At 71.1% G+C, this 14439-nt stretch carries 15 protein-coding genes; 8 read left to right on the top strand and 7 right to left on the bottom strand.

Features of this window, described 5'->3' with window-relative positions:
* Positions 1-40: 40 nt before the first annotated feature.
* Together AC1DDU_RS17790 and AC1DDU_RS17785 are read right to left on the bottom strand one after the other, a co-directional pair.
* Entirely contained in the window at positions 41-496 is a 456-nt protein-coding gene (locus tag AC1DDU_RS17790; RefSeq protein WP_477436425.1) for a dinucleotide-utilizing enzyme, read from the bottom strand.
* A gap of 93 nt (positions 497-589) precedes the next feature.
* Entirely contained in the window at positions 590-1549 is a 960-nt protein-coding gene (locus AC1DDU_RS17785) for a COX15/CtaA family protein (protein WP_477436424.1), read from the bottom strand.
* Positions 1550-1828: 279 nt separating this feature from the next.
* Between AC1DDU_RS17785 and sufB the strand changes: the two genes are divergently transcribed.
* The 7 genes from sufB (at position 1829) to AC1DDU_RS17750 (ending at position 8516) form a co-directional block, all read left to right on the top strand.
* Positions 1829-3247 (top strand): Fe-S cluster assembly protein SufB, encoded by a 1419-nt coding sequence (gene sufB / locus AC1DDU_RS17780; RefSeq protein ID WP_477436422.1) that lies wholly within the window; start codon positions 1829-1831, stop codon positions 3245-3247.
* Positions 3248-4435 carry a Fe-S cluster assembly protein SufD gene (sufD, locus tag AC1DDU_RS17775; protein WP_477436421.1) on the top strand — a complete coding sequence of 396 codons (1188 nt, stop codon included), beginning with the start codon at positions 3248-3250 and terminating at the stop codon, positions 4433-4435.
* A complete protein-coding gene (locus AC1DDU_RS17770) occupies positions 4432-4761 on the top strand; it encodes a non-heme iron oxygenase ferredoxin subunit (protein WP_477436419.1) in 330 nt (109 codons plus the stop codon). Before sufD ends, AC1DDU_RS17770 begins: the two co-directional genes overlap by 4 nt.
* Before the next feature lie 15 nt (positions 4762-4776).
* The gene (gene sufC / locus AC1DDU_RS17765; RefSeq protein WP_477436417.1) at positions 4777-5571 is read left to right on the top strand and encodes a Fe-S cluster assembly ATPase SufC; all 795 of its coding nucleotides are present in this window, start codon (positions 4777-4779) and stop codon (positions 5569-5571) included.
* Between the two features lie 9 nt (positions 5572-5580).
* Positions 5581-5910, top strand: coding sequence for a metal-sulfur cluster assembly factor (locus AC1DDU_RS17760; protein WP_045298811.1), 330 nt, complete (start codon positions 5581-5583; stop codon positions 5908-5910).
* A gap of 78 nt (positions 5911-5988) precedes the next feature.
* A complete protein-coding gene (locus AC1DDU_RS17755) occupies positions 5989-7149 on the top strand; it encodes a MalY/PatB family protein (protein WP_477436415.1) in 1161 nt (386 codons plus the stop codon).
* Positions 7146-8516, top strand: a complete 1371-nt coding sequence (locus tag AC1DDU_RS17750) for an MFS transporter (protein ID WP_477436413.1) — start codon at positions 7146-7148, stop codon at positions 8514-8516. The genes AC1DDU_RS17755 and AC1DDU_RS17750 overlap by 4 nt, the downstream gene beginning before the upstream one ends.
* Before the next feature lie 11 nt (positions 8517-8527).
* On the opposite strand, the gene AC1DDU_RS17745 is transcribed toward AC1DDU_RS17750, so the two are convergent.
* Complete coding sequence (locus tag AC1DDU_RS17745; protein ID WP_477436411.1) at positions 8528-9922, bottom strand: amidase; 1395 nt, start codon at positions 9920-9922, stop codon at positions 8528-8530.
* A 46-nt stretch (positions 9923-9968) separates the two neighbouring features.
* Here AC1DDU_RS17745 and AC1DDU_RS17740 point away from each other — a divergent pair, with 46 nt between their 5' ends.
* Entirely contained in the window at positions 9969-10562 is a 594-nt protein-coding gene (locus AC1DDU_RS17740; RefSeq protein WP_477436409.1) for a TetR/AcrR family transcriptional regulator, read from the top strand.
* Here AC1DDU_RS17740 and AC1DDU_RS17735 read toward each other — a convergent pair.
* The 4 genes from AC1DDU_RS17735 to AC1DDU_RS17720 are packed head-to-tail and all read right to left on the bottom strand — an operon-like array spanning position 10559 to position 14430.
* Entirely contained in the window at positions 10559-11467 is a 909-nt protein-coding gene (locus AC1DDU_RS17735; RefSeq protein WP_477436407.1) for a siderophore-interacting protein, read from the bottom strand. The genes AC1DDU_RS17740 and AC1DDU_RS17735 overlap by 4 nt on opposite strands.
* On the bottom strand, positions 11460-12329 hold the full coding sequence (locus tag AC1DDU_RS17730) for an ABC transporter ATP-binding protein (RefSeq protein ID WP_477436405.1): 870 nt from the start codon (positions 12327-12329) through the stop codon (positions 11460-11462). The genes AC1DDU_RS17735 and AC1DDU_RS17730 overlap by 8 nt, the downstream gene beginning before the upstream one ends.
* The gene (locus AC1DDU_RS17725) at positions 12326-13390 is read right to left on the bottom strand and encodes a FecCD family ABC transporter permease (protein ID WP_477436403.1); all 1065 of its coding nucleotides are present in this window, start codon (positions 13388-13390) and stop codon (positions 12326-12328) included. Before AC1DDU_RS17725 ends, AC1DDU_RS17730 begins: the two co-directional genes overlap by 4 nt.
* Entirely contained in the window at positions 13387-14430 is a 1044-nt protein-coding gene (locus AC1DDU_RS17720; RefSeq protein WP_477436401.1) for a FecCD family ABC transporter permease, read from the bottom strand. Before AC1DDU_RS17720 ends, AC1DDU_RS17725 begins: the two co-directional genes overlap by 4 nt.
* Positions 14431-14439: the final 9 nt, after the last annotated feature.

Below are 14439 nucleotides of genomic sequence, written 5' to 3'. Positions count from 1 at the left end.
CCGCCCGGCGAACCGGGCGGCCTCTTCGCGTTACTGCGGGTCAGCGCGAGGTGTCGGATGCCTCGGGCTTGGCCTCGACGACGGGCTTGGCCTCGACGACGGGCTCGGCCTCGACGACGGGCTCGGCCTCGACGACGGGCTCGGCCACGACCTCGGGCTGCGCGACGACCTCGTCCGCGGCGGCCGCGGACTCGGCCTGCCAGTCGATGGGCTCGACGACCTCGACGGGAGCCTGCGGGCGCAGCGTCGACAGGGCGGCGATGCCGAAGGCGAGCAGCACGCCGATGACGCCGGCGCCGATCAGGATCGATCCGAGCTGCGCGACCGACTGGCCGACGTAGACGTCGACACCCGTCGCGCTGCCGTCGGTGAGCTTCGTGGTCATCGAGCCGAGCTTGTCGGTCGTGAGGTACCAGCCGCCGCCGATGGTCGCGAGCGATACGACGACGAGGCCCCAGAACGGGATGCTGCTGATGAGACGGGGACGGGTGGGCATGTAGGGATCACTCCTCCGGATGCGCGACCCGGGCGGCCGCGGCATCCCACCCTCCCAAAGGAGTCCGTGCGGCGCCAATCCGCAAGCTATGGATCAGCTGTGCGCGGAAGGGCTCTCGATCGGCCGCTTCAGGTGCATGACGAGGGCCGTCATCGTCGCCACCGCGACGGCGGCGAGCACCATGTGCACGCCGACGGCGAGCGGAGGCAGATCGTTGCGCGCCTGGTAGAGGCCGACACCGATCTGCACGAGCTCGACCCCGAGCATGGCGAGCGACCACTGCAGCGCGGCGCGCGCGGTCGCACGGTGACGCCACGCGCCGATGACGAGCACCAGGGTGAGCGCGAACAGCGTGTAGCCCGGCCAGGCGTGCACGTGCTCGAGCAGCGACGCGTCGAACCCGTTGCGCAGCGTGACCTCCGGGTCGCCAGAGTGAGGGCCGGCGCCGGTGGTGAGGACGCCGATCAGCACGGTCACGGCGAGGACGAACGAGGTGATGTGGGTGAGGATCGCGAGCCACCGCGGGACGGCGAGCTCGCGACGGCCCGCCGGCTGCCCCATCCGCGCGACGAAGGCGGCGGCCACGGCGACCAGGACGAGCGAGACGATGTAGTGGAACGAGACCAGGTTCGGGTGCAGGTCGAAGATGACCAGGATGCCGCCCACCGCGGCCTGCACCAGCACGCCGGCGAAGACGATCCAGGCCATCGTCCACAGATCGCGTCGTTCGCGGCGGAACCGCGAGATCAGCACGATGACGGCGACGGCCGCCAGGCCGACGAAGAACGAGAGCCCCCGGTTCCCGAACTCGATGAGGCTGTGGTAACTCTGCTCGGCGGTCGGGAACAGCGAATCGGGGGTGCACAGCGGCCATTCGCAGCCCAGCCCCGAATCGGTCAGCCGCACGGCGCCGCCGGTGCCGACGATCGCGATCTCGAGGATCAGCGAGATCCAGGCGGCGACCTTCACGCGGCGGTCGACACGCGCGGGCAGCCAGCTCCGGAATCGCTGCCAGATGCCCGGTGCGGTGGTCGTGGTCGGGTCCGCGGACATACTGCTCGTCGCCTCCTGGCAGCGGTTCCTCCTGCGAGCGGGGTGGAAGTCGCGTCGGCCCGCTTCCGGGACCCGGCGCGCCCGTGGCAGGGCGGAACCTGTAGAATCGAGGTGTCGGTCGCGCGCGTCTCATCGCGTCGCGCACCACTGACAGTCTAGGCGCGATGGTCAGCGCCGCTGAGAGGGCCCGAGAAGCGGCATCCCCCCTCCGGTATCTCCACCGGAGAGTACGGATGCCGGGACGGATGACACCGCCAGGGCCCGGAGGAGAACGTGACGATGACTGATGTGCTGATCGATCGCCCGGAGCTGGAAGGCCTGGGTGTCTACGAGTTCGGCTGGCACGATGCCGATGCCGCGGGAGCGAGCGCCAGGCGTGGCCTGAGCGACGCCGTGGTGCGCGACATCTCTGCGCTGAAGGCCGAGCCGGAGTGGATGCTCAAGACCCGGCTCAAGGGGCTGCAGCTGTTCGATCGCAAGCCCATGCCGACATGGGGTGCGGATCTCAGTGAGATCGACTTCGACAACATCAAGTACTTCGTGCGCTCCACCGAGAAGCAGGCGCAGTCGTGGGAGGACCTCCCCGAGGACATCCGCAACACGTACGAAAAGCTCGGCATCCCCGAGGCCGAGCGCCAGCGCCTGGTCGCCGGCGTCGCCGCGCAGTACGAGTCCGAGGTGGTCTACCACCAGATCAACGAGCAGCTCGAGGCGCAGGGTGTCATCTTCATGGACACCGACACCGCGCTGCGCGAGCACCCGGAGTTCTTCGAGGAGTACTTCGGCACCGTCATCCCCGCCGGCGACAACAAGTTCGCGGCGCTGAACACCGCGGTGTGGTCGGGCGGCTCGTTCGTCTACGTGCCGCCGGGCGTGCATGTCGAGATCCCGCTGCAGGCCTACTTCCGCATCAACACGGAGAACATGGGCCAGTTCGAGCGGACGCTCATCATCGCCGACGAGGGCTCGTACGTGCACTACATCGAGGGCTGCACCGCCCCGATCTACAAGAGCGACTCGCTGCACTCGGCCGTCGTCGAGATCATCGTGAAGAAGAACGCCCGCGTGCGCTACACGACGATCCAGAACTGGTCGAACAACGTCTACAACCTCGTCACCAAGCGTGCCATCGCGCACGAGGGCGCGACGATGGAGTGGATCGACGGCAACATCGGCTCCAAGGTCACGATGAAGTACCCGTCGATCTACCTGATGGGCGAGCACGCCAAGGGCGAGACCCTGTCCGTCGCGTTCGCGGGCCCCGGCCAGCACCAGGACGCCGGCGCCAAGATGATCCACATGGCGCCGTACACGCAGTCCTCGATCGTCTCGAAGTCGATCGCGCGCGGCGGAGGCCGCGCCGGCTACCGCGGTGAGGTCCGGGTCGACGCGAACGCGCACCACTCGGCCAACACGGTCCGCTGCGACGCGCTGCTGGTCGACACGATCTCGCGCTCCGACACCTACCCGGCGATCGACATCCGCGTCGACGACGTGCAGCTGGGCCACGAGGCCACGGTCTCGAAGGTCAGCGAAGAGCAGCTGTTCTACCTGATGAGCCGCGGCATGCCCGAAGACGAGGCCATGGCCATGATCGTGCGCGGCTTCATCGAGCCGATCGCGCGGGAGCTGCCCATGGAGTACGCGCTCGAACTCAACAAGCTCATCGAGATGGGCATGGAAGGATCCGTCGGCTAGATGAGCCCCACCACTGAGGCCCCCACCATTCCCGGCGCGAAGGGCCACACCGATGGCGCCGGTGCGTTCATCCCGGTGCAGACCCGCTCCGAACGTTTCCACTCCGCCGACCCGGCCGCCTACGAGGCGCCCACGGGACGCGAGGTCAACTGGAAGCACACGCCCATCCAGCGCCTGCAGCGCCTGTTCGCGGATGCCGCGGGCGACGCCGGCGCCGTCTCGGTGACCGTCACCGGCCCGGTGGCCGGCGCCGGTCTGGAGATCGGCACGGCGCCGCGCGGCGAGGTGTTCTCGCCCGAGGACCTGCCCGCGGCTGTCGCCTGGACCCGGTCGGCCGAGGCGCTGTACGTGCAGATCCCGGCCGAGGCCGAGCTCGACGAGCCCGTCGTGATCGAGGCCGTGGGCGGGGGAGCAGACCTCGTCGCCCACGCGCACGTCGTGATCGAGGCATCCCGCCACAGCCGCTCGACGGTCGTGCTCCACCACGTCGGCAGCGCCCAGTTCGCCCAGAACGTCGAGATCATCGTCCGCGAGGGCGCCCACCTCGAGCTCGTCACGGTGCAGCGCTGGGACGACGACGCCGTGCACGCGGCATCCCATCAGGCCCGCGTCGACCGCGACGCGTCGCTGCGCCACATCGTGGTCAGCTTCGGCGGCGGCGTCGTGCGGGTGAACCCGAGCGTCGAGCTCGCGGGCACCGGTTCGCACGCCGAGCTGTACGGCCTGAGCTACTCCGACTCCGGTCAGCACCTCGAGAGCCAGGTGTACCTGCACCACAAGGGTGCCGAGACGTCGGGCGACGTGCTCTACAAGAGCGCACTCCAGGGCGCCGCGGCGCGCACCGTGTGGATCGGCGACGTCCTCATCGGACCGGATGCCGTCGGCACCGACTCGTACGAGGCCAACCGCAACCTGGTCCTCACCGAGGGCGCCCGCGCCGAGTCGATCCCGAACCTCGAGATCGAGACGGGCGACATCCGCGGGGCCGGCCACGCCAGCGCGACCGGTCGCTTCGACGACGAGCAGCTGTTCTACCTGCAGGCCCGCGGTATCAGCGAGGACGAGGCGCGACGCCTGGTCGTGCTCGGCTTCCTCGCGGAGATCGTGCAGAAGATCGGCGTCGAGGACCTCGAGGCCGAGCTGTTCGCCGCGATCGAGGAAGAGCTCGCCAAGGAGGCGGCCCGATGACCGCTCAGCGGGTGTGCGCCCTCAGCGACCTCGTCCAGGACGAGGCCCGTCGCGTCGAGGTGGACGGCGTCGCCATCGCCGTCGTGCTCGACTCGAGCGGCGAGGTCCACGCCATCGGCGATGTGTGCACCCACGGCGACATCTCGCTGTCGGAGGGCTTCGTCGACGGCGACTCGCTGGAGTGCTGGGCCCACGGCTCGGCGTTCTCGCTGCGCACCGGAAAGCCCCTCAATCTCCCCGCGTACGAGCCGGTCCCGGTCTTCGCGGTCACCGTCGACGGCGATGACGTGCTCATCGACGCGACCGTCAAGCTCGAAGTGAACTGAAGAAGGTACTGAACAATGTCTGTCCTCGAGATCCGCGACCTCCACGTGACGGTCGAGACGGATGCCGGAACCACCCCGATCCTCAACGGCCTGACCCTCACGATCCGCAAGGGTGAGACCCACGCGATCATGGGCCCCAACGGCTCCGGCAAGTCGACCCTGGCCTACACGATCGCCGGTCACCCCAAGTACACGGTCACCAGCGGCTCGATCACGCTCGACGGCGAGGACGTCCTCGCGATGTCGGTCGACGAGCGCGCGCGTGCCGGTCTGTTCCTCGCGATGCAGTACCCGGTCGAGATCCCCGGCGTCACCGTCACGAACTTCCTGCGTACCGCGAAGACCGCGATCGACGGCGAGGCGCCCTCGATCCGCACGTGGACGAAGGACGTCAAGGCGTCGATGAAGAATCTGCGCATGGACCCGAAGTTCGCGCAGCGCAACGTCAACGAGGGCTTCTCGGGCGGCGAGAAGAAGCGCCACGAGATCCTGCAGCTCGAGCTGCTCAAGCCCCAGATCGCGATCCTCGACGAGACCGACTCCGGCCTCGACGTCGACGCGCTGAAGATCGTCTCGGAGGGCGTCAACCGCGCCAAGGCGGAGACCGACCTCGGCGTGCTGCTCATCACGCACTACACCCGCATCCTGCGCTACATCGCGCCCGACTTCGTGCACGTCATGGTGGCGGGGCGCATCGTCGAGGAGGGCGGCCCGGAGCTGGCCGACCGCCTCGAGGACGAGGGCTACGACCGCTTCCTGCCCTCGGGCGAAGAGGAGCCGGCCGAGGCCCCCGTCGGCAGCGAAGCGTAGGATCGTCCTATGACGGCGACGCTCACCCCCGAGAAGTACGACGAGGTGACCGAGGCTCTCAAGGACGTCATGGACCCGGAGCTCGGGATCAACGTCGTGGACCTCGGCCTCATCTACGACCTCGCGTGGGACGACGAGAACGACGCGCTGGTCATCCACATGACGCTCACGTCGGCGGGCTGCCCGCTCACCGACGTGCTCGAGGAGCAGACCGCTCAGGCCCTCGACGACATCGTCGAGCGGTTCCGCATCAACTGGGTGTGGATGCCGCCGTGGGGCCCGGAGCGGATCACCGACGACGGGCGCGACATGATGCGCGCCCTCGGCTTCGCGATCTGACGCATGCGCCGTCACCCTGCCGTTTCGCAGGGTGACGGCGGCGTGTCCGGCTCCTCGGGGGATCGATAGGCTCGTGGAGTGAGCGTCACCCCTCTGCAGGCACTTCCCATCGATCGGCTCAGGCAGCGCACCAGCACGAAGTGGCGCAAGTACCCCGAGGACGTCCTGCCGCTGTTCGTCGCGGAGACGGACTTCTCGCCGGCGCCGGCGGTCACCGCCGCGCTGACCCGGGCGGTCGAGCTGGGCGACACCGGCTACACCCCGCCGGACCCGGGCGTGACGGCCGCGTACGTCGGGTTCGCGCAGCGCCGCTTCGGGTGGACCGTCGACCCCTCGCGGATCCGTACGACGTGCGACGTCATGATGGGCGTCGTCGAGATCCTGCGTCAGGTGACCGAACCCGGCGACCGGGTGATCGTGACGCCGCCGGTGTACCCGCCGTTCTACGACTGCATCCCCGAGGCGGGCGCCGTCGTGGAGCGCGTGCCGCTGCGCGACACCGGGGATGCCTGGGAGCTCGACCTCCCCGGCATCGAGGCGGCGCTGGCCGCCGGCGCGCGGGCGGTGCTTCTGTGCAACCCCCACAACCCCACCGGCACCGCGCACTCCCGGGAGAGCCTCGCGGCGCTGGCCGAGCTGGTCGAGCGCCATGACGCGGTCGTCGTCAGCGACGAGATCCACGCGCCGCTGATCGGTCGCGGCGCGACCTTCACGCCGTTCCTCGCCGCCTCGCCCGCTGCCGCCCGCGTCGGCTACACCGTCGCCAGTGCGAGCAAGGCGTTCAACCTCGCCGGCCTGAAGTGCGCGCTGATGGTCACCGCCGACGACGCCACGACGGCGGTCGTGCGGGGTCTTCCCGAGGAGGTCGAGTGGCGCACGGGGCTGTTCGGCGCCCTCGCGGCCGTCGCCGCGTTCTCGCCCGAGAGCGATGAGTGGCTCGATGCGCAGCTCGCGGCGCTGGACGAGAACCGGACGCTCCTGGCGGAGCTGCTCGCCGAACACGTGCCCGGCGCGCGCTACCGGATCCCGGATGCCGGATTCCTCGCGTGGATCGACCTCTCCGACGTCGGCTGGGGCGACAACCCGGCGGTGCGGATCCTGCGCGACGCGAAGGTCGCGCTGCATTTCGGCCCGCACTTCGGCGAAGAGGGGAAGGGCCACGTGCGCCTGAACTTCGGCTGCTCGCCGGACGTGCTGCGCGAAGCGGTGGTGCGCCTGGGCGCGCTGGCGCGCTCGTGACGTCCCGGACGGACGCCTCCGTCGGCATCTGGAACGCGCGGTACGTCTGGGTGACGATCGGCGCCATCGCGCTGATCTTCCTGGCGGCGATGCAATCGCTCGCCGTCACGACGGTCATGCCCGTGGTCAGCGCCGACCTCGATGGCGAGCGCCTCTACGCCGTCGCCTTCGCGGGCACGCTCGCGACGAGCGTCATCGGCATGGTCGCCGCCGGCGCGTGGTGCGACCGCGGTGGCGTCCTGGCGCCGCTGAGCACGGCGGTGGGCTTGTTCGTCATAGGCCTGCTCATCGCCGGCTTCGCCCTCACGATGCCGGTGCTCGTCGCCGGACGCCTGGTGCAGGGCCTCGGCACCGGCGGTCAGACGGTCGCCCTCTACGTCGTCGTGGCGCGCGTGTATCCCGGCGCGTTGCACGGCCGGGTGTTCGCGGCGTTCTCCGCGGCGTGGGTGGTGCCCTCGCTCATCGGCCCGTTCCTCGCGGGCGCGGTCACCGAGTTCCTGCACTGGCGCTGGGTCTTCCTCGGCGTGGCGGCGCTCACCGTCGTCGCGTTCGCGATGGTCGTCGCGCGCCTGCACGGCCTTCCGCTGCGCACGGATCACCCCGCGACCGCCCGCATCGCGCCGCGGCTGGCGTGCGCCGTGGCGGTCGCGGTGGGGGCGCTGGGGCTGAGCCTCGCCGGCGAGCTCGGAACCTGGGCATGGGCCGCGGTGGCGGCTTCCGTCGTCGTCATCGGTCTGGCGGCACGCCCGCTGCTGCCGCGCGGGACGCTGCGGGCGGCGAGGGGACTTCCCAGCGTCGTGCTGATGCGCGGGCTCATCGCGGGTGCGCTGTTCGGGGCGGAGATCTACGTCCCGTATCTGCTCATCGACGGCTACGGCTTCTCGCCGACGTGGGCGGGACTGGGGCTGACCGCCGCCGCGCTGGCGTGGGCGGCCGCCGCCGACGTGCAGGGCCGCTTCGGCGATCGGCTCGGGAACACGCGCATCACCCTCGTGGGAACGGCGCTGCTGGTGGCCTCGCTCCTCATCGCGGCGGCGACGGCGATGCTGGGCCTGCACCCCGCGGTGCTGATCGTCGGCTGGGGCCTGGCCGGAGGCGGTATGGGTCTCATGTACCCGCGCCTGACCGTGCTCACGCTGGCGTACTCGACACCGCAGAACCAGGGCTTCAACTCCTCGGCGCTGTCGATCTCGGACGCGGTCGGCTCGGCATCGTCGATCGCGGTGATGGGGCTGGTGTTCACCGCGTTGGCGGGGACGGATGCCGGCTTCCCCGCCGTCTTCGGGATCGCGGTGGTGCTCGCGCTGGGCGCCCTGGTGCCGGGCCTGCGGCTCGGGCACGCGCACGAGGCGGTCCCGAGCCGCTGAGGCTCAGCCGGTCAGATGGTCGGCCACCAGGCGGGGTCGGTCCACAGCTCGAGCTCGCGCTCGAGGGCGGCACCCACCCGGAACACCGTGGTGTCGTCGTAGGTGCGGCCGACGATCTGCACGCCGGTGGGCACGCCGTTGGGCGCCTTGCCGGACGGGACGGCGAGCACGGGCACGCGGCCGATCACGTTGAACGGCAGCGTCATGAGCTGCGCGAAGACGTCGCGCGTGTCGGTGCACGGCTCGTCTGCGGCGAGGCCGGTGCCGGCGACGGTGGGGCACACCAGCGCGTCGTAGCGCATCATGAGCTCGCCGAACGGGCGGTAGAACTCGGTCTCCGCGACGAGCCCGTCGATGTACGACGCACTGTTGGCCGCCGAGTACGCGAACGCGCGCGTGTACGGCATGAGCTGCGCGGTCTTGTCCGGATCGCCGTCGGCGACCGAGTCGATGAACGGCCCCATGACGGCGCCGAAGTGCGGCCACGCGGTCTCGTGCACGCGTTCGGGGCCCCACGGCAGCGTGACCTCCTCGACGATCGCGCCCGCCTCCACGAGTGCGGCGGCGGCCGCCCGCGTGTTCGCCTCGACCGCGGGGTCCACCCGGTACCCGCCGAGGTCGACGCACAGCGCGATGCGCATGCCTGCCAGGGACGTGGGCTCGCCCGAGACCGGCAGCTGCGGACGCAGCGACGCCGCGTCGCCCGACCACGGTCCCGAGATCACGTTCTGCAGCATCGCCACGTCGGCGACGCTGCGGCCCATCGGGCCGTCGGCGCAGTAGGTGTCGGAGTTGAACGGCGCGAGGCCGGGAACGCGACCGAACGGCGGCTTGAAGCCCACGACGCCGCAGAAGGAGGACGGGATGCGGATCGATCCGCCGATGTCGGAGCCGGTGGCGAGGATCGTCGAGCCCGCGGCGAGCACGGCGCCGGAGCCTCCGGACGAGCCGCCCGGCGTGTAATCGGGGTTCCAGGGGTTGCGGGTGATGCCCCACAGCGTGGTGTGGGTCACCGGTGCGCAGCAGTACTCCGGGGTCGTGGTGCGGCCGTGGATCACGGCGCCGGACTCGATGATGCGGTCGACGATGGGGTGGGTGACGTCGGCGATGTGCCCCTTCTCGAGGAGGCTGCCGTCTTCGAGAAGACGCCCGGCGATCGGCTGCTCGTCCTTGAGCATGAGCGGGATGCCCTCGAGCGGACGCACCGCCTCGCCCTGTGCGTAGCGGCGCTCGGACAGCGCGGCCGACACGCGCGCCTCGTCGATCCACTGCTCGGTCACCGCGTTGATGACCGGCTCGGTCGCCTCGGTGCGCGCGATGACCGCCTCGAGCAGTTCCACCGGCGAGAGCTCGCGGCGGTGGAACATCGCGGTGGCCCGAGTGGCCGTCAGCTGGAAGAGCTCCATTGATTCTCCGTTTCCGTACGATGTACGGACCGATACTGTGGCATCCGTGACCCCACGTCAAGTCGTCCCTGCGCAGCGGCGCAAGCTGACCCGCGATGACATCACCGCCGCGGCCGTCGGCCTCATCGAGCGCGACGGTCTCGAGGCGCTCACGATGAGATCGCTCGCCGTCGAGCTCGGCTGCGCGCCGATGAGTCTGTACACCCACGTGCGCAGTCGCGAGGATCTCGTGGACGCCATCGTGGGGCGCCTCATCTCCGAGCTCGACACCCGGCGTGTCCGCGGTGAGACGTGGCAGCAGGGCGTGCGTCGCGCGCTGGAGTCGTACCGCGATCTGGCCGTCCGGACTCCGCGGTCGTTCGAACTGCTCGCTCTGGCGCCGTACGACAGCTCGCCCGTCGCCGAGCACCTGAACGGATTCGCCGAGAACCTCGCGGAGGGAGGGCTCTCCGTCGAGCAGGCGCGTCAGGTGCTCGCGATCACCGATGCCTACGCGACGGGTTTCCTCGTCGTGTGGGCGCGGGGCGCCGGAGCGCGGCATCCGTCGGTCGAGGAGCCCGGGCTGTCGAGCCTGCGCAGCATGGAGGTCTTCGACAAGGGACTGGACGCGCTCATCGCCGGCCTGGGCGCGATCCTCTAGTTCTCCGCCCTGCCCAGACGCCAGTAGCCCATGAAGGCGACCGCGCGCCGGTCGACCCCGAGCTCGGACACGAGGTGTCGCCGCAGCGCCTTGATCGCGCCGGCCTCGCCGGCGAGCCAGGCGTACAGCCGTGCGCTCTTCAGCGCGGCACCGCCCTTCGCGGTGCGCGGCACCTCCCACAGGATGTCGGCATCGACGTCGACCTCCTCGACGTCCGCACCCTGGCCCCGTGGGGCGAGGGCCGCGGCGGCATCCGCCACCGACGTCATCAGGTGAGTGTGGCGCTCGGCCTCGCCGCGCGCCCCGATCCGATACTCGAAACCGGGATGCCGCGGCAGGTACGCCGCGTCGTCCGCGTGCGGAAGCTCGACGGCGACCACTCCGCGGGCGTCGCGGGGGAGCTGTTCCAGGATCGCGGCGATCGCCGGCGCGGCGGTCTCGTCGCCGGCCAGGAGGACGGCGTCGACGCGGGAGGGTGGGACGAAGTCCACGCCGAAGCTCACGCCGCGGTGACCGGCAGAGGGGGCGAAGATCAGCACCTCGTCGTCGATCGCCGCCCGGGCGATCCATTCGGATGCCGGGCCGATCACGTCGTGGGCGACCATGTCGACGTCGACCTCGCGGAGGTCGTTGCGCACATAGCGCGTCGTGTACGTGCGGAACGGCAGGCGCCGTTCCTCGGGCAGATCGCGCCACTGCGCGGACCAGTCCTCGCCCACGGGCATGGCCTCCAGGCCTGTGGTGGGCGTCGGGAAGACGATCTTGATCCGCTGGTCCAGCCCGGGGTCGCCGAAGTCGGCGAGATCGTCGCCGCCGAAGGTGAACCGCCGGAAGCTCGGCGTCACATCGGCGATCGCGCTCACGCGGGCGCGGAAGAAGCGGTAGGGGACGTCGGCGTCAGGCATCGAGCACTCCGGTGGTGAGGGCGGGAACAGGGGAGACGGCATCCGTCGTCACGTGGTGACGGCCGCGGGGCAGGACGATGGGGGCACCCGACACCGGATCGGCGACGACGAGCGCGTCCAGGTCGAAGACCTCGCGGATCAGCGCGTCGGTCATGATCTCGCGCGGCGGGCCGCCGGCGACGATCCGGCCGTTGCGCAGCGCGACCAGATGGTCGGAGTACCGCGCTGCCAGGTTCATGTCGTGCAGGACCATGACGATCGTCGTGCCGCGTTCGCGATTGAGATCGGTGAGGAGATCGAGCACCTCGACCTGGTGGGCGACGTCCAGGAACGTCGTGGGCTCATCGAGGAGCAGGATGTCGGTCTCCTGCGCCAGGGCCATCGCGATCCACACCCGCTGGCGCTGCCCGCCCGACAGCTCGTCCACCGAGCGGTCGGCGAGATCCGCGGTGCCGGTGGCGGCGAGCGCTTCCGCGACGGCGCTGTAGTCGCGCTCGCTCCAGCGTGCCAGCAGCTTCTGGTGCGGGTGGCGGCCACGGCCGACGAGATCGGCGACCGCGATGCCCTCCGGCGCGGTCGGGCTCTGCGGCAGGAGGCCGAGGGTGCGCGCGACATCCTTGGAGGGGCGGCCGTGCAGCGCCCTGCCGTCGAGCACGATGCGGCCCGACCGCGGTGAGATCAGGCGTGCGAGCGCGCGCAGCAGCGTCGACTTGCCGCATCCGTTCGCACCCACGATCGACGTGATGCGGCCCGGGGGGACCTCGAGGTCCAGTCCGTCGACGATGGTTCGGTCGCCGTAGCCGAGCGTCACCGCCTCGGCGGCGAGCGCGTGGGGTGCGCGGCGGGCGGGGGATGCCGTCATAGCGAGCCTCCGGAGCGATTCGTCCTGATGAGCAGGTAGATGAGGTAGGGAGCGCCGAGGACGCCGGTGACGACACCCACGGGGTAGCGGCTGTCGAAGGCTAACTGGCCGATGAGGTCGGCTACGAGCACGAGCAGCGCGCCGACGAGTCCTGCCGGCACGAGCAGCGATCCGCCGGAGCCGACGAGCCGCGCCGCGATCGGACCCGCCATGAACGCGACGAAGGCGATCGGGCCGGTCGCGGCGGTTGCGAACGCCAGCAGCACCACGGCGGCCACGATCGCGAGGAGGCGGGTGCGGGTGACCGCCACTCCCAGGCTCGCGGCGGCGTCATCCCCGAGCCCCAGCGCACCGAGGCCGCGGCCCTGAGCGAGCAGCACCGGCACCATGACCACCGCTGCCACCGCCAGCGGGAGCACCGCCTCCCACGTCGCGCCGTTGAGGCTGCCGGTGAGCCACCGCATCGCGGACTGGAGGTCCCACGCCGCCGCGCGGGACAGCACGTAGGTCACCGCGCTGTCGAGCATCGCGGCCACGCCGATGCCGATGAGGATGAGCCGCGTGCCGGCGAATCCGCCCTTGTCGGACAGCAGGAAGATCACGAAGGCCGTCAGCAGGGCGCCGGCGACGGCCAGCACCGAGACGAGCGTCTCGGAGAGCGCGAGCACCACGATCCCGAACACGGCAGCGGCGCTCGCCCCCGACGTGATGCCGATGATGTCGGGGGAGGCCAGCGGGTTGCGCAGCATCGTCTGGAAGGTGACGCCGGCGATCCCGAACGCGAATCCGGCGAGGAGGCCGAGGGCCGCCCGGGGCAGCCGCAGCTCGCCGACGGTGAACGAGGCCCCCGGGACGGTCTGCCCCAGGATGACGCGGACGACCTCACCAGGGCCGTAGAAGGAGTTGCCCACCATGAGCGACACGGCGAAGACCACGAGGACGGCCGCCGCGAGCGTTCCGACGACGACGATCCGTCGTCGCCCGCGGCGCCGGCGCCCGGCCGCGATCGCGGCGACGGGGGAGAGGGCGGGGGCGAGGACCGAGGTGGAGGCGGGGGTCACAGTTCGCGCACCTTCTGACGACGGACGATCCAGATGAACACCGGCGCGCCGATGAGCGCGGTGACGATCCCCACCTCGATCTCGGGACGGGCCGCCACCCGTCCGACGACGTCCGCGGCGACGAGGAGCCCGGCGCCGGCGATCGCCGTGAACGGCAGGAGGAACCGGTGGTCGGCCCCGATCAGCAGGCGGCACAGGTGAGGGACGACGAGGCCGACGAACGCGATCGGGCCCGCGACCGCGGTCGCCGCACCGCACAGGATCACGGCGCCCGCGGACGAGATCAGCCGGGTGCGCATCACGTGCTCGCCCAGCCCGGCGGCCAAGTCGTCGCCCAGCGCCAGCGAGTTCATGCCGCGTGCGCACGCGAGGCACACGACAGCGCCCACGGCGAGGATCGGCGCGACCACCGCGACCCGGTCCCACGTCGCCCCGCCGACGCCGCCGATCTGCCAGAACCGGAAGGTCTCGACGATGTCGATGCGGGGGAGCAGGATCGCGCTGACGAGCGACATGAACGCGGCGGATGCCGCCGCCCCCGCCAGCGCGAGCTTCAGCGGGGTCGCGCCGCCCCGTCCGAGGGAGCCGACCGCGTAGACGAACACGGCCGCGGCCGCCGACCCGGCGATCGAGGCGGCGATCACCGCGTAGGGGTCCGACATCCCGAAGAAGGCGATGCCGATCACCACGGCGAGTGCCGCCCCGCCCGAGACGCCCAGGATCCCCGGGTCGGCCAGCGGGTTGCGGGTGACCGCCTGCATCGTTGTGCCCGACAGTGCGAGTGCGGCGCCGACGAGCACGGCCAGCACCGTGCGCGGCAGGCGCGCGGCGACCGCGGCCTGCGCCACCCCGTCGGTGCCGCCGGCGAGTCCGGCGAGGATGTCGTCGAGCGACACCGCCCGTACGCCGACGGCGACGGACGCGGCGCACAGGCAGGCGAGCACGAGCGCCGTCACGGCGAGCCACGCCAGCCGCACCGCCGCCGGACGCCGCAGGGTGGCGGCATCCGGCGACGACGGCCGGACCTCGGTGAGGGTCACGGGACGAAC

It is taken from the genome of Microbacterium sp. 05T445, from assembly GCF_056395865.1.
This window is presented reverse-complemented; position numbering and strand designations above follow the sequence as displayed.

Excerpts from the sequence above, each read along its gene's own strand:
- AC1DDU_RS17760 (WP_045298811.1), top strand. The coding sequence starts at position 5,581 with ATGACGGCGACGCTCACCCCCGAGAAGTACGACGAGGTGACCGAGGCT.
- sufD (WP_477436421.1), top strand. The coding sequence starts at position 3,248 with ATGAGCCCCACCACTGAGGCCCCCACCATTCCCGGCGCGAAGGGCCAC.
- AC1DDU_RS17770 (WP_477436419.1), top strand. The coding sequence starts at position 4,432 with ATGACCGCTCAGCGGGTGTGCGCCCTCAGCGACCTCGTCCAGGACGAG.
- sufC (WP_477436417.1), top strand. The coding sequence starts at position 4,777 with ATGTCTGTCCTCGAGATCCGCGACCTCCACGTGACGGTCGAGACGGAT.
- AC1DDU_RS17745 (WP_477436411.1), bottom strand. The coding sequence starts at position 9,922 with ATGGAGCTCTTCCAGCTGACGGCCACTCGGGCCACCGCGATGTTCCAC.
- AC1DDU_RS17735 (WP_477436407.1), bottom strand. The coding sequence starts at position 11,467 with ATGCCTGACGCCGACGTCCCCTACCGCTTCTTCCGCGCCCGCGTGAGC.
- AC1DDU_RS17790 (WP_477436425.1), bottom strand. The coding sequence starts at position 496 with ATGCCCACCCGTCCCCGTCTCATCAGCAGCATCCCGTTCTGGGGCCTC.
- AC1DDU_RS17730 (WP_477436405.1), bottom strand. The coding sequence starts at position 12,329 with ATGACGGCATCCCCCGCCCGCCGCGCACCCCACGCGCTCGCCGCCGAG.
- AC1DDU_RS17785 (WP_477436424.1), bottom strand. The coding sequence starts at position 1,549 with ATGTCCGCGGACCCGACCACGACCACCGCACCGGGCATCTGGCAGCGA.
- sufB (WP_477436422.1), top strand. The coding sequence starts at position 1,829 with ATGACTGATGTGCTGATCGATCGCCCGGAGCTGGAAGGCCTGGGTGTC.